The organism is Candidatus Spongiisocius sp. (genome assembly GCF_965221825.1).
GTDB lineage: Bacteria > Actinomycetota > Acidimicrobiia > Spongiisociales > Spongiisociaceae > Spongiisocius.
The window spans coordinates 1,909,238-1,928,602 of the sequence record NZ_OZ244917.1; the positions used below are offsets into that span (position 1 = coordinate 1,909,238).

General features: G+C 67.0%; 14 protein-coding genes. 6 read left to right on the forward strand and 8 right to left on the reverse strand.

Translation table 11 applies throughout. The features are described from left to right. Window positions 1–231: 231 nt before the first annotated feature. Both ACOQPD_RS09015 and ACOQPD_RS09020 read right to left on the reverse strand, forming a co-directional pair. A complete protein-coding gene (locus tag ACOQPD_RS09015; protein WP_420611621.1) occupies window positions 232–1,782 on the reverse strand; it encodes a Mur ligase family protein in 1,551 nt (516 codons plus the stop codon). Then, window positions 1,779–2,513, reverse strand: a complete 735-nt coding sequence (locus ACOQPD_RS09020; RefSeq protein ID WP_420611622.1) for an alpha/beta fold hydrolase — start codon at window positions 2,511–2,513, stop codon at window positions 1,779–1,781. The genes ACOQPD_RS09015 and ACOQPD_RS09020 overlap by 4 nt, the downstream gene beginning before the upstream one ends. Before the next feature lie 267 nt (window positions 2,514–2,780). Here ACOQPD_RS09020 and clpB point away from each other — a divergent pair, with 267 nt between their 5' ends. Together clpB and ACOQPD_RS09030 are read left to right on the forward strand one after the other, a co-directional pair. Further along, complete coding sequence (gene clpB / locus ACOQPD_RS09025; protein WP_420611623.1) at window positions 2,781–5,411, forward strand: ATP-dependent chaperone ClpB; 2,631 nt, start codon at window positions 2,781–2,783, stop codon at window positions 5,409–5,411. 300 nt (window positions 5,412–5,711) lie between these two features. Further along, window positions 5,712–6,059 carry a hypothetical protein gene (locus ACOQPD_RS09030; RefSeq protein WP_420611624.1) on the forward strand — a complete coding sequence of 116 codons (348 nt, stop codon included), beginning with the start codon at window positions 5,712–5,714 and terminating at the stop codon, window positions 6,057–6,059. Here ACOQPD_RS09030 and ACOQPD_RS09035 read toward each other — a convergent pair. The 3 genes from ACOQPD_RS09035 to ACOQPD_RS09045 form a co-directional block, all read right to left on the reverse strand. Beyond that, window positions 6,056–6,838, reverse strand: a complete 783-nt coding sequence (locus ACOQPD_RS09035) for a deoxyribonuclease IV (RefSeq protein ID WP_420611625.1) — start codon at window positions 6,836–6,838, stop codon at window positions 6,056–6,058. The genes ACOQPD_RS09030 and ACOQPD_RS09035 overlap by 4 nt on opposite strands. Next, a complete protein-coding gene (locus ACOQPD_RS09040; protein ID WP_420611626.1) occupies window positions 6,835–7,617 on the reverse strand; it encodes a hypothetical protein in 783 nt (260 codons plus the stop codon). The genes ACOQPD_RS09035 and ACOQPD_RS09040 overlap by 4 nt, the downstream gene beginning before the upstream one ends. 505 nt (window positions 7,618–8,122) lie before the next feature. Continuing rightward, complete coding sequence (locus ACOQPD_RS09045) at window positions 8,123–10,252, reverse strand: S-layer homology domain-containing protein (RefSeq protein ID WP_420611627.1); 2,130 nt, start codon at window positions 10,250–10,252, stop codon at window positions 8,123–8,125. A 296-nt stretch (window positions 10,253–10,548) separates the two neighbouring features. Between ACOQPD_RS09045 and ACOQPD_RS09050 the strand changes: the two genes are divergently transcribed. After that, a complete protein-coding gene (locus ACOQPD_RS09050) occupies window positions 10,549–11,139 on the forward strand; it encodes an orotate phosphoribosyltransferase (protein WP_420611628.1) in 591 nt (196 codons plus the stop codon). A gap of 27 nt (window positions 11,140–11,166) precedes the next feature. Continuing rightward, window positions 11,167–12,504: a dipeptidase gene (locus tag ACOQPD_RS09055; protein ID WP_420611629.1), complete on the forward strand. Its 1,338-nt coding sequence runs from the start codon at window positions 11,167–11,169 to the stop codon at window positions 12,502–12,504. Window positions 12,505–12,525: 21 nt separating this feature from the next. Here ACOQPD_RS09055 and ACOQPD_RS09060 read toward each other — a convergent pair whose 3' ends face one another. The 3 genes from ACOQPD_RS09060 to nucS form a co-directional block, all read right to left on the reverse strand. Beyond that, window positions 12,526–12,990, reverse strand: coding sequence for a tRNA (cytidine(34)-2'-O)-methyltransferase (locus ACOQPD_RS09060; protein WP_420614377.1), 465 nt, complete (start codon window positions 12,988–12,990; stop codon window positions 12,526–12,528). 232 nt (window positions 12,991–13,222) lie between these two features. Continuing rightward, window positions 13,223–14,443, reverse strand: a complete 1,221-nt coding sequence (locus ACOQPD_RS09065) for an IS110 family transposase (protein WP_420611630.1) — start codon at window positions 14,441–14,443, stop codon at window positions 13,223–13,225. A gap of 368 nt (window positions 14,444–14,811) precedes the next feature. Next, the gene (nucS, locus tag ACOQPD_RS09070) at window positions 14,812–15,471 is read right to left on the reverse strand and encodes an endonuclease NucS (protein WP_420611631.1); all 660 of its coding nucleotides are present in this window, start codon (window positions 15,469–15,471) and stop codon (window positions 14,812–14,814) included. Window positions 15,472–15,953: 482 nt separating this feature from the next. Between nucS and ACOQPD_RS09075 the strand changes: the two genes are divergently transcribed. Further along, a complete protein-coding gene (locus tag ACOQPD_RS09075; protein WP_420611632.1) occupies window positions 15,954–16,682 on the forward strand; it encodes an ABC transporter ATP-binding protein in 729 nt (242 codons plus the stop codon). After that, entirely contained in the window at window positions 16,682–19,312 is a 2,631-nt protein-coding gene (locus ACOQPD_RS09080) for an ABC transporter permease (protein ID WP_420611633.1), read from the forward strand. Before ACOQPD_RS09075 ends, ACOQPD_RS09080 begins: the two co-directional genes overlap by 1 nt. Window positions 19,313–19,365: the final 53 nt, after the last annotated feature.

Genomic DNA, 19,365 nt, shown 5'->3' on the forward strand with positions numbered 1-19,365 from the left:
GGCCGGCGAACCGATCGTCGGTAGCTGCTCGCCGGCGTAGGTGATTAGCGGTAGGCAACGTATAGAGGGGTCGTGACAGATTCGACCTTCTACAACGAGAACGCGAAAAATCGATCGAGCCGCCGGAACCCGTCAGATAGGGGTAGGGGTCTCGTCAGCGAAGTCACACGGGCCGACCGCGTACGTGCCAAGGGTCTTTCGGGGTATCCCGGCCGGCGCGGGTCCAGCCCCTCACGGGTAGTGATCGGGCAGGTCGTTCTCGTACAGGACGGCATCGCCCGCAGCCAGGTGCTCCCGGACCCAGCCCACCGCCTGCTCCCGGTTGTCAACCAGGGTCACCTCGGCCGAGCCCCCTCGGGCACCATGAAGCAATGCTCTGCGGTTGGCCCTACCCACTATGACCAGGTGATCCGCCACCTCTGCGGCGGCCGCGGCGAACCGGCGGTTGGCGTCATGCTGCTGCGGCCCGAGTTCCACCATTCCGGGAGTCACCACCGCCCGGCGGCCTTGAGACACCCCCGCGCTCATCAGAACCCCCAGGGCGCGGGCGGCGCCGGCGGGATTGGAGTTGAAGGTGTCGTCGATGACCTCGAACCCTGCCTGTGACCGACCGGTCGCCTGACGATGGTCCGTGGGGGCGAGCCGGCCGGCCCGGTCGGACACGGCGCCTGGAGGAACTCCCAGCTCCAGGGCCACAGCCACCGCACAGGCCAGGTTGGCGGGGAACGGACCCGCCGGGATCGGATCGCCGAGCGCCCGGTCGTGCAGGACGATGGTCAGAAGGTGGCCATTCTGGCGGACCCGCACGTCCGTGGCCTTCTCGGAGGTCCCGCATCGCCAGACCTTCCGGTCGCCCATGCTCCCGGCCAGGTCCGCCAGCGCCGGATGATCGACATTGATGATCGCCACCCCGGCCCGCTCGAAGATTTCGGACTTGGCCTCGATGATGCGCTCCTCCGACTTGAACCGTTGCAGGTGAACCGGTCCTATGGCGGTCAGCACTGCGATGCCCGGAGGAATCCACGAGCAGGTGTCGGCGATCTCCCCCGGCTGGTAGGCGCCCATCTCGGCCACGAACACCTCGGTGTCGTCGGTCAGGGTCTCGTTGATCGCCCGGGCGAGGCCGAGGCGGTTATTGAAGCTGGCCGGGCTGGCCACCACCCGCCTGGTCCCGGTCACGAGGTCGCGGACGTACCACTTGGTGCTGGTCTTGCCGTAGCTTCCGGTGATACCCACCACCACCGGCGCCACCCGGCGCAACGTACCGGTCGCCCGAACCACGAACTTCTGCGACAGGCGCCGCTCGATCGGGGCCGCCACCCACAGCACGAGATCCGGGATGGCATACCACGAGACGACTGCGGCCATGGAGAGAGCGCCGGGCCATCCCCAGCCGAGCACGAGAGTGATCATCCGGCCGAGCAGGGCGGTTGCCAGGCCCAGGACGATCGCCCCCACGATGGCAGTACGCCTGAGCCGGGCGGTCCAGTTGAGCGGAGACGTCCGGCCGCGGTAACCGAGGCCGAGCGGGAAGATCGCCATCCCCACGCAACCCACCAGAGGCCAGAACGAATCCGGCGCCAGGGCGTAGCCGACCAGGGCACCGGCGAGCATCACCGCCTCCAGGGCGTTCACGGGCCGGGCGGCAATCCAAACCCGGCGCATGAAAACGATCGAACCGGCCAGATAGTGCTCCCGCTGGGCCACCCGCAGCCATTTGATGGCCGCGAGGGCGATGCCCGCCAGGCTCAGCACCGGTGCCAGCCAGGAGACCCAACTCATAACATCACCTCGATGAGATCCCGGATCCGGTCCGGGGCCTCTCCGGGGAGGTCATGGCCGCAACCCTCCACCACGTCAAGGTCCGCGAACTCGAAGAGCTCTCCGGCGCGGTAGGCCACCTCCAGCGGAACCTCCGAGTCGTCGGCGCCCCATACCATGGACACCGGGCACACCACTTCGGGCAGTACGTCCTCGTAGCTCTCGTTCACCACCTTCACCAGGGTGTCGCGCATCACCCCGGTCGCCGCCCGGTAGTCGGCCGATCCACGGCTGCGCTTCTCGCGCTCGAGGCGCTCGTCGCTGACGAGGCCGGCCCGGTTGGCCAGACGCACCAGGCGGTAGGCAACGGAAGGTCGGCGGGCGGTTCGATCCGAACGGTGTAGCAGGGGCACCCCTACCAGGACCAGACCGGCCACCAGCTCCGGCCTGGTAGCCGCCAGCACCACCGCGACCCGGCCGCCGAAGGAGTGGCCCACCAGCACCTGAGGGTCGGGGAGTTGCTCGATCCACGCGGCCACCACCCGGGCGTATCCCTCCGCGCCGGTGGCGGCCGGCGGGGGAGGCGTGGCGCCGAACCCGGGCAGGTCGACGGCCACCGCATCGAGATCCTGCAGAACGTGCTGGAAATCACGCCGGTCCCTACCCCAACCATGGAGGGCGACCACCTGGATCGGACCCGCTCCGTAGCGCTCTCCAAACAACAGGCCGTCTGCAAGGCTGGTCAGGGGCATCGGGCGTGTAGCTCCCTCGTCAGGTCCCGGATCGTTCTCGAAACGCAGCACCGGGTTCCTATGGGAGGTTACCGAGGGGACCATCCCGCCAGGGTGCTTACCACTCGAGACGGCTGTCAGGCGACAGCAGATAAGGACCGCCAGTCAGGCTGATAGGTTCTGAAGTTGATAGACTTACGCTTAGATTTTCTGGGCATAAGCAACGCGCACCCGGCGTTGTAACAGATGGGAATGAAGGTAGTCGGCTCCCGGGAAGGCGGATAAGCGATGGACGCAGGACGTTTCACCCAGAAGGCACAGGCGGCCCTGGTAACGGCCCGCGACGATGCCGCTGCTCGGCATCATCAGGCGGTCGAGCCCGCCCATCTGCTCTTGGCTCTCCTCGGGCAACCCGACACCGTCACCCTCCCCCTGCTCGCCCGCCTCGACGTGGCGCCGGCCCTCCTCCGGCAAGGCGCCGAGGCCCTGGTCAATTCCCTCCCACAGGTGTATGGAGGCACCGAGACCGGCTATGCCCGCGCCACCATCCGCATCCTGGAGGACGCCCAAACGGGAATGGCGACCGCCGGTGACAGCTACACCTCCGTAGAACACGTGCTGGCCGCCCTGGCCGGGTCCGACACGCGAGCCGGAAGCCTCCTGCGGGACTCCGGTGTCACCGCCCAGGCGATCGCCGATGTGCTGGCGGAGGTGCGAGGCGCCCGGCGGATCACCACCGATAACCCTGAGGACACGATGGCCGCTCTGGAACGGTACGGGCGCGACCTTGTCGCCGAGGCCGGAGCGGGCAAGCTCGACCCGGTAATCGGACGGGACGATGAGATCCGCCGGATCATCCAGGTGCTGAGCCGGCGCACCAAGAACAACCCGGTTCTCATCGGTGAGCCCGGCGTCGGCAAGACCGCCATCGCCGAAGGCTTGGCACTTCGCATCCTCGACGGCGACGTTCCCGAAGGCCTCAAGAACAAGCGCATAGTGGCGCTCGACCTGGGCGCCATGGTGGCGGGAGCCAAGTACCGCGGGGAGTTCGAGGAGCGCCTCAAGGCCACTCTGGACGAGATCAAGGCCGCCGAGGGCCGGATCGTCACCTTCATCGACGAGATGCACACGCTTGTGGGCGCCGGCGCCGCCGAGGGGGCGATGGACGCCTCCAACATGCTCAAGCCGCTTCTCGCCCGGGGCGAACTCCGCATGATCGGCGCCACCACGCTCGACGAGTACCGCAAGCACGTGGAGAAGGACGCCGCCCTTGAACGGCGCTTCCAACCCGTGATGGTGGCCCCTCCCAGCACCGACGAGACGGTGGGGATCCTGCGGGGTCTGAAGGAGCGCTACGAGGTACACCACGGGGTCCGGATCACCGATAGCGCCCTGATCGCCGCGGCGGTGCTGTCCGACCGCTACATCACCTCCCGGCACCTGCCCGACAAGGCCATCGACCTGATGGACGAGGCCGCCTCGCGGCTCCGCATCGAGATCGACTCGATGCCCGAGGAGATCGACACGTTGACCCGCCGCCTGCGCCAGCTGGAGATCGAGGCGAACGCGCTGGGCAAGGAATCCGACGAGGGTTCGAAGGCTCGGATGGAGGCTGTCGGCCAGGAGATGGCCGAGATCACCGAGGAACTGGACCGCCTGACCACCCACTGGCAGCACGAGAAGGACGAGATCGAGGCGATCAGGTCGGTCAAGCAACAGATCGAGGATGCCCGCATGGAGTCGGATCAGGCCACCCGGGCCGGTGACCTGCAGCGGGCCGCCGAGCTGCAGTACGGAGAGCTCCCCCGCCTGGATCGGGAGCTGGCGACCCGCGAGGAGGCCCTGGCCGACCTGCAGGCCGATATGTCCATGCTCAGCGAGGAGGTCACCGAGGAGGACGTGGCGGCGGTGGTGAGCCGCTGGACCGGGATCCCCGTCTCGCGCCTCATGGAGAGCGAGATGGCGAGGCTGGTCCACCTCGAGGATCATCTCCACGAGCGAGTGATCGGCCAGGACGCCGGGGTGGCGGCGGTGGCCGGCGCCATCCGCCGGAGCCGCTCCGGTCTGGCCGATCCCAACCGCCCGATCGGCTCCTTCCTGTTCCTCGGTCCTTCCGGAGTGGGCAAGACTGAGCTGGCCAAGACCCTGGCCGCCTTCATGTTCGACGACGAGCGGGCGATGGTCCGGATCGACATGTCCGAATACATGGAGAAGCACTCGGTCAGCCGGCTGGTCGGCGCTCCTCCCGGCTACGTGGGCTACGAGGAGGGAGGTCAGCTGACCGAGGCGGTCCGGCGGCGCCCCTACTCGGTGGTGCTGCTGGACGAGGTGGAAAAGGCCCATTCCGAAGTGTTCGGAGCGCTCCTCCAGGTACTCGACGACGGGAGGCTCACCGACGGCCAGGGCCGGACCGTGGACTTCACCAACGCGGTGCTGATCATGACCTCCAACCTGGGCTCGGAACTGATCACCCCGGATCTGCCCGGGGAGGCGGTGCGGAGCCGGGTGATGGAACGGGTGCGGAATCACTTCCGCCCCGAGTTCCTCAACCGGATCGACGACATCGTGGTTTTCTCCCGGCTCACGGCGCAGGATCTGCGCCAGATCGTGGACCTCCAGTTCGCCCGGCTCGCCGAGCGCATCGAGGCCCGGGGCATCACGGTGGAGCTGTGCGACGAGGCGGCCGACTGGCTGGCCTACGAGGGTTACGACCCCGCCTATGGCGCCCGTCCGCTCAAGCGCCTCCTCCAGACCGCCCTGGTCGACCCGCTGGCCCTGGGCCTGCTGGAAGGACGCTTCCGCTCCGGCGACACCGTGACTGTGACCGCCGACAGCGAGGGGCTAGTGCTCGGATGCGATTCACGGCCCAGTGAGGTGATGGGGACCACGCATACCCCGTCGGGACGCTCGAAGGCGTAACCGGTGGCCGTGACCACCATGAGCCGGGACGGAGTGCCTTGTGAGGCCCCGTCGACTCTGGCTCGGAGTCGGAGCAGGGACGCCGCAGCCTTGTCTACGGCCTCTTGCCCACCCAGCCTGACCTCCACGGCAGCCCAGCGGGCGTCCGGCTTGGAGATCACCAGACCCACCTCCAGGCCCCGGCTCCTGGCGCCGCTGCCATTCATCAAGTGGCGCATCCGGCGAGAGAATCATCACTTTCGGCCCGAAGCTGACCATGAGACCATCTTCGATTCTCCTCGTCGGAAGGAGAGATAGTCCTTGGACACTACCGTCGGAAGCACCGTCACTAGCGTGAGACGGACGGTGATGCGATGGGACCGAGTTTCCGATCGGACGGGGGCAGGCCTACGGGGCTGGTGCCTGTTCCTGATGATGGCCATGCTCTTCGGCGCCTCTTGCGGGGATGAGCAACCCCCGGACGACCTCGACTACCTGGCCTGGGAAGTGTGCCGGCAGGTGAGGGTGGAGGGCATGACGGCCGACGAGGTGAGCGGGATCCTGGTCGACGCGACCCGCCACGGGGCGGTCATGGAACGGATCGAGGCGGAGTGCGGGGACGACATCGCCGCCGTTTACCGGGGCGACGGCGAGGGCGGATCCGGCTAGACCGGGATCGGCGCGGTCGCCAGCCGGTTCCTGATCCAGTCCAGATCGGCGTTGTGCTCGGCGATGCCGCCCGGGGTCTCGATGATGGTGGGCGCCCCGGCCCGGCGAACGATCTCCACCAGCAGATCTCCGGGGATATGTCCCTTGCCCAGGTTGGCGTGGCGGTCCCGCCGGGAGTCGAACCCGTCCCGCGAGTCGTTCAGGTGGACCAGGTCGATCCGGTCGGTCGCCTCGAGCACCCGCTCCACCACCCCTTCCAGGGGCTCTCCCCCGGCCCATACATGGCAGGTGTCCAGGCAGAATCCGGGTCCGAGGTCGCCGATAACCTCCCACAGGCGGGCCAGGTCATCGATGCGCCGGGCCTGGGCGTTGTCGCCCGAGGCCGTGTTCTCGATAAGGATGGGAAGGTCGGTCTCGAAGCTCTCCAGAGCCTTGCGCCAGCGCGGGAACCCGTTCTCGACCGGCTCGCCACCGGTCACATGGCCGCCGTGCACCACGACGCCGGCCGCGCCGATCTGCTCGGCGGCGTCGACGATGTTGGCCAGGGTCTTGCGGCTCGGGATGCGGATCCGGTTGTTGGGGCTGGCCACGTTGAGCCGGTAGGGGGCATGGACGTAGATTCTCACCGGCGAGTCCTTCAGTTCCCGAGCGTCGAGTCGTGGCGGGGGCTTCTTCCACGATTGCGGCGGGCCGAGGAAAACCTGGACCAGGTCCACGCCCCGTGAGACGGCCTCGGCTACCGGATCCTCGCCGGGCACGTGAGCGCCTACATCGATCATGCGTCCCCCTCGCCGAGAGGCACGTCAGGAGCCGGATCGACGATCGTCGCGGGTGGCGCCGGGTCGGGTCCGGTCTCTTCCGGCGGCAGGCGGGTGCCGAGCGCTGCAACTTCCCGCAGACGGTCGGCGACGCCGTGGGGATCCTGTTCCCAGTCCGGCGCGCTGACAGACAGGGTGGAGGGCTCGACCCAACTTGCGCCCCAGGGATTGGGTCCGATCCGGCTCGGGTCCGCCAGACGGATCAGCAACGCGGGGACGTCTCCGTAATCGTCGGTCACCGTCGTCGCCGAGACGCCGGCAACCTCCCTCCAAGGGATGGTGATCGGTCGCCGGAAAGGTCCCCGTACCGCCAGTCCCAGGCCGTCCGGGTCCCCGCGCACGATCGGCCTCCGGCTCACCAACCTGACCGATGTCCACACGACCAGCAGAGCGCCGACGATCAAGAACATCGCCGCCCATCCCAGATCCCGCGTCTCGAGCCCGGGAAGGTCCCGGTTCGGGTAGATCAGTTCGAGCACCGTGCGGGTGAGCGACCACCCGAACAACAGACCGCCGCCATCCGGCTCCGGCTCGCCGCCGACGCTTGAAGGAGCGGGCAACCGCTCGAACAGCAGGCCGCCGCCATGGAGGACTAGGACCAGTCCCACCAGCCCGAGAGACCACCGACCGCCCAGCCTCCTCCTTACCGCCAGAACGGTATGCGCGGCGGTTGCCACGGACGCACCATCATCCAAGCCATCCGGTTCGGTCTCGAGGGGGGCCGCGGGAGCCTCGGGCATCGACACCCGGCCAGGTTACCGGTTCCGGGGGAACAGATGGGCGTGGACCCATCGGAACGGCGCGGCGGCTCGGTGCGTCATCGCTTTGGCCGCAAGGCGCGGGACGAGCCCGTCACATGTCACCCAGCTAGCCCAACCAGGAACCTGTTTCGTCTTTTTTCGCGTTCTCGCAGACTATGTCACACCCTAGATATAAGTTGCCTAGTGCCAAGCACCTATGCCGGCCGATGAAGCAAGACCGATTCGGCTAGGCCGGCTCGAGGGAACAAACGGGGCTTCATGGAGCGACGGCCGACCCCCGGCATCCAGCCGGGCATGGCCGACCTCGCTCCGACCCAACGGTGGTGGTGGCGGGGGAGGGCCCGGTGCGAAGCACCAGATTTTCGCGAATTCACGAACTTGAGGCAGAGGGCACCAGCGGTGGTGCCCAGAACCTCAGGAACACCACACCACCCATGGCGCCCTGAACCTGAGGTTCCCTGTAAGACCGGCGGGTTTCGGGGCCCTAACCGTCGCCGACGACCTTGTTGGTCAAGTCGAACGTGTTCACATCCTGGGGATCGGTCGAGTACCGGGTGTAGGTGATCCGTTCGTAGAAGCGGCCTTCGAGCGCCTCCTCGAATACCGCCGGTGTCACCAACCGGCCTTCCAGCAAGAACCGGTCCCTACCCGTGTAGCTGATAGCCCTGGGCGTGGGACCACCTACGACTATCCGATTGCGGAAGGTGTCGGCAACGAGGATGACAACGCCCAAACCGGAACTCTCGTTGAGCTCCGGCCTCGCCCAGTAGTGCTGCATGGTGACGGCCGCCAGGTTGGAGCCGGCCAGCCGGGCTGTTATGCGTTCAGCGGCCGAATCCGCACTGGCCCACAGGTATCGCAGAGTCGCGAGACCCCTCTGGTCGGTCAGCCTGGATGACGGGGTGCTGCCTATGCCGTCCGGGTTATCCGACGTGAAGTCGATCCGGGCGTCGGGTATCGGCGTGCCGTACTGATCGGTGAGCAAAGCCCTGATCAGGTTGGTGGGGCCCGGCGCCGTCTGCGACAGCGCGTGGTACCGCACCGTCTGTGCCAGCCCGAGGGTGGCGGTCTGAGGCGCCTCATCGGACCATGTGAACCAGACGTCCCGGGGTTCGACGGCATCGTGGTTGACCACTCCCGGCGTGGTCCGGTCCAATACATCGAGGAATCCGGCGGTCACGTCCAGATCCATCCTGACGGTGTCACCGACCCGTGTCGAGCTGGGGTCCCTACCCAGGAAGGACAGTTCCACCTTCCCCTTGTCATCTGTCAGATAGGTCCTGACAACTTGTTGTTGCCTGATCCCATTGATCTCGAAGGTGGTACTCACCTGAACACGGACACCCTGGTCCTCCACTACCCCGCCATCCTCGTCCACCAGCCGGACGGTGATTCCTACGGCCTCGCCCATCGGAGCTGCGAGGGCCGTGGGAGGTAGATCGTCCAGGACATCCACAGCGACTGCATGCTTCCACACCGATACTCGAACCATGTCGCTCGGAACACCGCCGAAGACGAATGTGTCACCGGTGGACCCGGTCCACGCCCAGAGCGCCACATGATCGGTGGGCTGGAGAACGGCCAGCAGATTGCCACGATCGTCGAGGCGCTGGTCGAGCTGGTCGACTCTGCACACGGACTCACCGAACACCGCTTCCATGTCGTTGACACAGTGGCCGTCGCTGTCGAAGGAGGCCAGGGGCCTGGCGAACGGTGTGGTGAACAGATCCAGGTAGCCGCGCGCAACCGGCCGACGATTACTGTCCCGCACCGAGACGTGCACGATCAGCGTGTCGCCCGAGGACACCCGGTCGGCCGCGGCAACCATGGTCACGCCGGCGGGACGGGCATTGGTGTGCGCCAGCATCCGGGTGATGAAGACGGCCATCTGCGCTCGCGTCACGATCGACGAGGGTGAGAAGGTGGTTGCCGAGGTACCGGACGTCACCCCCATCTCGAACAGGACCCGGATGGCGTGGCTCGCGGCATCGCTGAGGTGGCCGATATCCGAGAAGATGGTGTCGTCCGGTCTGACGCTATTGGCGCTGACCCCACCCGGCCCGACGTCCGATTGGCGGAGGAACCGATGCAGTAACAACGCCATCAGGCTGCGGTTGACCAGTGCGTTGGGCGAGAAGGTGGTGGCCGAGGTACCGCGTGTTATACCCAGGCTCGCCAGCTGGTTGATCGCGTCCTGAGCCGAGGGCCGGAGGCGCCCGATGTCCTGGAAGCCTTGATCGACCGGTGGGCTCAGGTCGACCCCGGCAAGGGGCGCGGCGTTTACCAGGAACAACGCCATCTGCCACCGGGTGACGGGCGAATCCGGCGTGAAGACGTTCGGCGCCGTCCCGCTTGTTATGCCGTAGTAGGCCAGGCAGTCTATGGACGATTCAGCGAACAGGCCGAGCGTATCCACGAACCCAGCGGACTTGGTGGCCGCTCCGGCACAGGCAGTCGCAGCGGGCAGGTGATCGGCAACACCATTCGCTGCCCGAGCGGGTGGTGGACGGAAGGCAGTCGCCGAGGCGATAAGCGCCACAGCAAGCATCGCCGCCACGGGACGCCGGCCGGGCCCGATCACCCTTCCTACCGCTACCTCGGCCTGCAACTCCAACCCTTCCGATCCTCCGGAATCCGTGCGTGAGCATGACTCCTCGACCGCTGAACGGCCCACGAGATTGCCCGTCGGACAAGGCTAGCCCGCTCCGGCCGCTCTCAACGAGACGGACCGCGGGACGCCGGATTCCCGGAGCGGTGCCCAGCCCGGCTTGGGCGTGACCTTCACCCCGTCCGGTGAGGTAGGCGCCCCCGCAGTGATGCGGTTGTGGTGAGCTGATCTGCATCCGGCATGTCGGAACAGCCGGGCATCAGGGCTATGGTTCGGGCCGCCGCACCAGGAGGAGAACCGCCGTGCCCTCGCAGCTACGCGCCGGGCTTCAACAGATCCTGAGGACGAAGGCGCTGAGCCGGCGCGATGAGGAGATGCAGCTGGCGTGCGGAGCCATGTCCAGGGACTTCATCGACGGCAAGGAGGCCTTTGCCGCGTGGCAGGACCTCAAAGTCGCATGCGATGCCATCGTCGAGGCTGTCGGCGCGGCCGGCATAGAGTTCGATGCCGCCGGAGGCCTCACATTGGGCGCCGACGCGCTGGCGGTGGGCATCGCCGCGGTGAGCAACAAGCAGTGGTTCATCGTCCGTAAGCAGCAGAAGGGCCGAGGGACCCGGCGGCGCATCGAGGGATTACAGGTCGGCTCCGGCGACAGGGTGCTGCTCGTCGAAGACGTGGTCACAACCGGCGGGTCCATCCTCGACGCCCTCGGCGCGGTCCGCCGGACGGGCGCCGAGGTGGTGGCGGCGGTAACGCTGGCTGACCGGGGCGACACGGCCACGGACGCCTTCGCCGATCTCGGCATCCCGTACTTCCCCATGGCCACCTATGCCGACCTGGGTATCGACCCGGTCGTCCCGCCTCCGATGGCCGAGGCGCCATCAACTGAATGACCAGGCGCGCGACCCGGCCTCTCCGCCATGCATGATGATCTGACTTCGGCCGTCGACGAGCTGTTCCCCACGCTGAGAAGCGACCTGGAGGAGCTCGTCCGGGTCGACTCGATAAGCGCTCCCGGATTCGATCCCGGCCGGGTACGCCACGGCGCCGAGGTATCCGCCGCCCAGCTGGAGAGGGCGGGCCTGGAGGGGGTAAGGATCCTCGAACTGGACGGTTCCCACCCGGCCGTCTTCGCCGAGATCGGCCCTCCCGACCCCGCCGCTCCCACCGTCCTGCTCTACGCGCATTATGATGTGCAACCCCCCGGCCCCGCCGAGCTGTGGAACACCCCGCCCTTCGAGCCGACCGAGTCCCGAGGTCGCCTGTACGGCCGGGGTACGGCCGACGACAAGGTCGGGATCGTGATCCACACGGGAGCTATAAGGGCCCATGAGGGCCGGCCGCCCGTGGGCGTGAAGGTATTCCTCGAAGGCGAGGAGGAGATCGGTTCCGTCCACCTGGACGGGTTCCTGGCCCGATACCGCGACCTGCTGGCCGCCGATGTCATTGTGGTGGCCGACGCCGCCAACTGGGCGGTGGGGATACCCGCGCTGACCACCTCCCTCAGGGGTCTGATCGACTGCACCATCGAAGTCCGCACCCTGGAGGCGGGGGTTCATTCCGGTGTCTGGGGAGGAGCATTCCCCGACGCTCTCTCCGTACTGGTGCGGGCTCTGGCCTCCCTCCACGATGAGCAGGGAAACGTGGCGGTTCCCGGCCTGGTGCGCGGGGAACGCCCGCTTATCGATGCCGATTGGGACGAGGCCCGCCGGGATGCCGGGGTGCTTGCAGGGGTGGAGGCTATCGGCGAGGGATCCATCACGCAGCGCCTGTGGGCCGGGCCTGCCGTGTCGATACTCTCGATCGACGCACCTCCGGTGGCGAGCTCCATCAACCAGTTGGTGCCGGAGGCCCGGGCCAAGGTGTCGGTCCGGCTGGCGCCCGGCGACGATCCCGAGCGGGCGATGGACTCCCTGGTACGCCATCTGGAGAGGGCGGTTCCGTGGGGCGCCGCCGTCAATGTGGAACGGGGCGCGTCCGCCCATCCCTTCTCGCTGGATACGTCCGGCCCCGCCTACGAAGCCTTCCAGGCCGGCTTCCGCCACGCGTACGGACGCGACGCCGTCTACACCGGCATCGGCGGCTCCATCCCGTTCGTGCAGGCCTTCTCCGAGGCGTTCCCCGGGGCCGATCTGGTTCTGACCGGAGCGGGCGATCCCACCAGCTACATCCACGGGCCTGACGAAAGCCTCGACCTGGGCGAGTTCAGGCGGAGCGCCCTGGCGGAGGCGGTTGCCTTGCGGGCCCTGGCCGGCTGAGCCGTCGCCCGGGTCCGCCGGTCAGACCCCGCCGCCGAACTCCAACTGGCGCCAGGCCTCGAACAGGACGATCGCTACCGCATTGGAAAGGTTGAGGCTCCTGCGATCCGGCAGCATCGGGATCCGGAGGGTCTCGGTCACCCCCTCGTGTCCCAGGATGCGCCCGCCCAGCCCGACGCTCTCCGGCCCGAACAGCAATCCGTCCCCCTCCCTGTAGACCACGTCGGAGTACCACCTGCGTCCGCCTCCCGACATGGCGAGCAGGCGCGCCGGCCGGGCCGTCTCCAGGTATGCCTCGAAGTCGGAGTGTTCCCTGACGCTCGCGTACTCGTGGTAGTCGAGGCCGGCCCGCCTCAGACGGGTGTCATCCATGGAGAACCCGAGCGGGTGGACCAGATGCAGGGCGGCGCCGGTGTTGGCACACAGGCGGATGATGTTGCCCGTGTTGGGAGGTATCTCGGGCCGGTAGAGCACGACCTGGAACATGCCCGGCGTCCCGATCATCAAAAGAGCGCGAAAATCGCGGCCAGCTGGCCTCGCCCGCTGGGCCCTCCCCCGCCTCCACCACCGTTGGTTCGGAGCGTGTTCGGCCATGCCCGGGCTGGTGCCGGGTGATTCGGCGGGTCGCTCCATGGAACCTGCGTATGTTCCCTGCGGTCCGGCCGCTCCGATCGGTGAGACGCTTGCGGACGGTGTAGACACCCCAGGCGTGCAAATGTCAAGCTGCGGCTTGGTCGAGGGCGGTTCGGTGGGCCCAGGCGGTGTGTTCGTCGTAGGGGGTTTGGTGTTTGAGGCATCCGTGGAGGATACCTACGAGTCGGTTGGCTAGGGCTCGTAGTGCTTGGTGGTGGAGGTCGCCGGCTGCTCGTCGTTGGTTGTAGAAGGCTCGGGCGCCTGGGCTTCTGGTTAGGGAGCAGAATGCCCATTGGTCGAGGGCGTCGTAGAGGCGCCGGTTACGGATGTGGCGAGCGAGGACGGCGTGTTTGCGTCCTGACGCGATGGTGATGGGCGACGTGCCGGCGTAGTTCCTGCGAGACTTGGCGCTGGTGTAACGGTCGGGGTCGTCCCCGAACTCACCGAGCGTCCGGGCGCCGAGCACTTTACCGAGTCCTGGCTGGGAGAGGTAGATAGCGGCGTCCGGGTGCTGTTCAAAACAGGTTTCCAGGGTTGCTTCGAGCTCGGCGATCTGGCGGTTGGTTTCCGCAAGGATTGCCAATAGGGCGCCCACGGTTGTCGCGTAGGCGTCCTCGACCGGTCCGGGTGCGCTGAGATGGGTGGTTCGGAGACCTTTCTGTATTTTGCGGGCAGCCGCGTCGAGGTTGCGTTTCCGGCCCCCGGCTTTAAGAGCGGCCCGGATCTGGGTGACGGTCAGGCGGGCGCCCTGGGTGGGTGTGGGTGCCCGACCCAAGACGGCCAGAGCATCGCGATTTGCCAGGTCCCCGAAGGTTTCGAGGGCTGCGGGGTAGTATTCGCGCAGGGCGCTGCGGATCTGGTTGGTGTGACGCACCCGAGCCCAGATCAGGTTCTGATGTGTCCTAGCCAGGACTTTGATCCCTTCGGCTTCGGGGCTGTCACCGGCAACCGGGCGGTGGTTGTGCCGGTCGGTGCGTAATAGGTCGGCTAACACCTTGGCATCACCACGGTCGGATTTGGCTCCACCCTGGCTGTGACGGTCCCGGTAACGCGACACTGCCATCGGGTTGATCGCATACACCTCATAACCCGCCCCGACCAGAGCACCGACCCACAGACCACGATCAGTCTCGATACCTACCACCACCTCAGCCGGCTCCGATACGTGCTCGGCGATCATCTCATGCAACTGAGCCACACCCCCCAGGCCTTCTGGCAGCCGCCGAGAGGCCAGTCGAGTTCCGGACTCGTCCATGAGACACACATCGTGATGCGCCTCAGCCCAGTCATCTCCCACAAAGATCATCCTTCGCCTCCTTCTGCGCGGACCTGCTCTTTCTGAGCTATGGAGAACGCCTGGCGGCGACCTAATGGATCAGTGCTCTTCATGGCACGCCACCCCATGAGCGCTACAAGCAGCCCTCACTAACCGGCCGGGGCACGATCTACACCTAGGAATCAGCCTTCCAGGAGCTTGGAGTACTCACCGGCCAGCCAGCTCAACCACCACACCCTCCCAGACAAACCAGAAGAAGCGGTGGACCCCCATTAGGTGCTTGGCAATGGGCAACGTATAGGAGGCCTGTGACAAGTTCAACCCCTTTGTCTGATCCGGCTGGCTGGAGCGGTGCTCGCCGGGTTCCGGGCGGGCCTTATTGAGCACGGCCACCCTCGCTAGAAGAGGCGCAGGTGTTTGGACGGGGCGCCTCTCAGTTGCTCGTAGTCCACCTCCACGCAGGCGATTCCCCGTGCCGCCGCCAGCACCTTCGCCTGGGGGGCGATGATCGTGGCGGCGAGCACTCCCCGGAGCGGATGGAGCCGCGAGTCGTTGCCGAGCCGATCCAGGTAACGGGTCAGCTGCTCCACTCCGTCCATCTCGCCCTTCCGCTTGATCTCGACCGCCACCGTGTCGCCGTCCGCAGCCCGGCACAGCAGGTCGACCGGCCCGATGTCGGTGGGGTATTCCCGGCGAACAACCACCATCCCCTCCTCCAACAACTCCGGCTTGGCGGCCAGCAACTCCTGGAGATGGGCCTCCACGCCGTCCTTCTCCAACCCGGGATCCTGACCCAGATCGAAACGGCTGTCGGACAAGACCTCCTCGATCCGGATAGTCAACTCCTCCCTCTTCGGGTTGGTCACCACCCAGCGATCCTCCTCCTCGACCAGCGTATTGGGGGCGTTCATCCAGTTCAGAGGCTTGTAGGCGCCGCCGTCGGCGTGGATGGACACGCATCCGTCCGCCTTGACCATGATCAGGCGGGTAGCAGGAGGAAGGTGGGCGGTGAGGCGGCCGCGGTAGTCGACCGAGCAGCGCGCGATGACCAAGCGCATCGACACGGGAGGATAACCGCGACCGCCGGCAGGCGTGACGGACCCCTGGTCCGTCCTCGCGACGCGCCCGGACGGATGGGGGGATACGTGGGTGGGTGTCCGCCGGTTCTTGTAGCGGGCTGAGGTTGGTAGGGTCGAAGTCGAGGCCATTTCCCGCATACCGGATGCGACATGAGGAACATTCGAGGGTGATCCCCCATAGACATACCGCGAGCCCGCGACCACAGTGGGGAACCATGCGGAGCAACTGCCACTACCGGCATCGTGTCCGGCGATCCAGGCCAGTTGGGATACTCAACCAGTGATATGTTGGTTTGCGCGGCAAACCCTAGGTGGTAATCTGGTTTGTGACGCAAACCAAACCCGGCGCCGGTCGACACGGAGAGCGGCAGCTTGATCATGGACGTACGGCGCGGAACGGCGGATGGTCGTTGTTCCGGTGCACCCGGCCCCAAATACCCCTACCGAAAGGACCTTCCGAAATGAACAGTGCGGCGGCTCGCGCCGAAGGCGTCACGAAGGTGTACGGGTGGGGCGACACCCGCGTCACGGCGCTCGACGACATATCCGTGGCGTTCGCCAAAGGGGAGTTCACCGCGGTGATGGGCCCGTCGGGCTCGGGCAAGTCGACGCTCATGCACTGCATGGCCGGACTCGACTCGGTGACGGAGGGTTCCGTGTTCATCGGGGACCAGGACCTGTCAACCCTAAGCGACCGCCGGCTTACCAAGCTCCGCCGAGAGCGGATCGGCTTCATCTTCCAGGCTTTCAACCTGGTCCCCACCCTTTCGGCCAGCGAGAACATCACCCTCCCCCTCGACCTGGCCGGCGCCAAGGTCGACCGGTCCTGGTTCGACTCGGTCGTGGAGACCCTGGGTGTGGCGGACCGGCTCAAGCACCGTCCGTCCGAGCTGTCGGGCGGCCAGCAGCAGCGGGTGGCGGCAGCCCGCGCCATGGTCTCCCGACCGGAGCTGATCTTCGCCGATGAACCGAGCGGCAACCTCGACTCGAGGGCCAGTGCCGACCTGCTCGACTTCCTCCGGTCGGCGGTCAAGGAGCATGCCCAGACCATCGTCATGGTTACCCACGACGCCAACGCCGCCGGCTACTCCGACCGGATCGTGTTCCTGGCCGACGGGCGGGTGGTCGACTCGATGGAGGACCCCAACCCGGATCGGATTCTCGACCGCCTCAAGAGCCTGGAGTACTGATGCTGCGGGTTTCCCTCAAGGGCGTCTGGGCCCACAAGGTGCGCCTAGTCCTCACCGCCCTGGCCATCATCCTCGGGGTCGGCCTGATCAGCGGGGTCTACGTTTACACCGACACGATCGGGAAGGCCTTCGACGGCATCTTCGCCGACGCCTATTCGGGGATCGACATCGCGATCGGGACCGAATCCGACTTCAGCTTCGGCGAGGGTACCTATCTCGACGAAGCCGACTTCGCCCTGATCGACGAGGTCGAAGGGGTGGACGAGGCGTTCCCCGTCCTCCAGGGCATGGGCGTAACCGTCCTTGACGCCGAGGGCGAGGTCCTGAGCAGCGGTCCGGGGCCGCCCACCTTCGTGTCCAGCCTATCTCCCGCGGAGAGCGACGGCGTAAGCGGCTTCACGATCGCCGAAGGCGCCTTCCCGGTCGGAAGCGGGCAGGTGGCGTTGGATCGCGGGATCGCCGACCTGGGAGGCTTCGGGATCGGGGACCGGGTGACGGTGGTCTCCGATGTGGTCGGGCGCCTGGATCTCACGCTTGCGGGAATCGCCGTGTTCGGCGAGGACAACAGCCTGGGCGGCACCACATGGGTGTTCTTCGACCTTCCGACCGCCCAGTCCGTGCTGCAGCGCCCCGGCTTGCTGTCGGGAGGGGCGGTGCAGGTCACTCCGGGGGCCCAGATCGAGGAGGTGATCGCCGGTATCCAGGCGGTTCTGCCTGACCACGCGACCGTCGTTTCGGGCCAGGATGCTGCGGAGGCGGAGGCCGCCGACATCCAGAGCGCTCTCTCCTTCTTCACCATATTCCTGTCGGTGTTCGGATGGGTGGCCCTGTTCGTGGGCTCCTTCCTCATATACAACACCTTCCGGATCGTGGTGAGCCAGCGGACCAGGGAACTGGCGCTGTTGCGAGCCCTGGGCGCCGGAACGCGCCAGATCAGGGGAATCGTCCTGCTCGAGGCGGTGACCATCGGCTTCCTCGGCGCCCTCCTCGGGGTGGGCTTCGGCATCATGATCGCCTTCGGTCTCCAGCTGATACTGCCGGCTGCCGGGATCGACATACCTACCACCACGCTGTCGATCAAGCCCCGCACGGTGATAGTCGGCCTGGCGGCGGGCACGGTGATCACATTCGTCTCCGCCCTGATCCCGGCCCGGCGGGCCTCCAAGGTCTCGGTGATGGCCGCCCTCAGGGACGATGCCGCCGGCCCGGCCCGGGGCGGATTCCTGCGCCGCGCCATGGTGGGCGCGGTGATCCTGGTACTGGGGCTGGCCGCTCTCTTCTTCGGGTTGTTCGGGGACACCGGTTCCGGGCCGAGCCCGGTGGTCTACGTAGGAGTCGGGGTCGGGGTGATCTTCCTGGCGGTCTTCGTGCTCAGCCCGCTGGCGGCGGGGCCCGTGACCAACCTCCTCGGGAGCATCCTGGAACGCCTGACGGGCACATCCGGCAGGCTGGCCAGGCGGAACGCCATGCGGAGCCCCCGCCGGACGGCGGCCACGGCCGCGGCGGTGACGATCAGCATCACGCTGGTGGCACTGGCCTCCACCCTCACCGGCTCCATCCGCGGAACAATCGACGAGGTGCTGGCCGACGATGTGGTCGCCGACGTGATCATCCGGCCGGACGGCCAGTTCGGTGACCCGACCGCTGCCTTCGCCCCCGAGATCGCGGACCGCGTCGTGGGATCTGATCTCGTCGCGAACGTGACCCGGATCTGGGTCGGCTGGGGGATTTTCACCTCCGAGACGACTACCTCCGAGACCACTACCACCGAGACCGTTACCGAGACCCTGATCACAGGGATGGAACCGAACCTGGCCGACTTCCTACCACCCGATGCGTTCCAGGGCACGCTCGACCCCGGCCCGGGACAGGTCGTCATGGAGGCGTCGATCGCCGAGAACGGGAACCTCGAGTTGGGTGACTCCCTGGTGATCGAGTTCGAGCAGGCCGGCGAGCTCCCGTTCACCCTGGTGGGCATCGCCGAAGGACCCGCCTGGGCCGGGATAGTCGGCATCCCCGCGAGTGATTGGATATCGGCCTCAGGGGTGGACCAGCACTCCCAGGTCTACGCGAAGGCGGTGGAGGGCGCCACCGCGGACGAGCTGAAGGCCGCCGTCGAGCCGCTGCTGGCCGACTACCCGAACGTGGTGGTCCAGACGTTCGATGATCTGCAGAGCGAGGCAGAGGCCCAGCTGAACGGGGTGCTCAATTTCATACTGGCCCTGCTGGCCCTGGCCGTGGTCATCGGGATGCTCGGAGTGACCAACACCATGGCCCTGGCGGTGTTCGAACGGACCCGCGAGATCGGTCTCCTTCGGGCGGTGGGCCTCGACCGGCGGACCACCCGCCGGATGGTCCGGGCCGAAGCGTCCATAGTCTCTGTGTTCGGCGCCCTGATGGGAATCGGCCTGGGCATCTTCTTCGGTTGGGCACTGATCAGGGCGCTGGAGGACCAGGGCTTCACGGTCTTCGCCATTCCGTGGCTGCCGTCCTCGGCGTCCGTGGCCGGTGTGCTGGGGAGCCTGCTCTTCTGGCTGTTCGCCACCGGCCTGCTGGGGATCCTGTTCGCGGTCTATCCGGCCTGGAGGGCAGCCCGGCTCAAGGTCATCGAAGCCATCGCCCACCTGTGAGCCCGCCGACGGCGGGAGTGGAGCATGCCCAAATACCCTGGGACGGTTGGCCC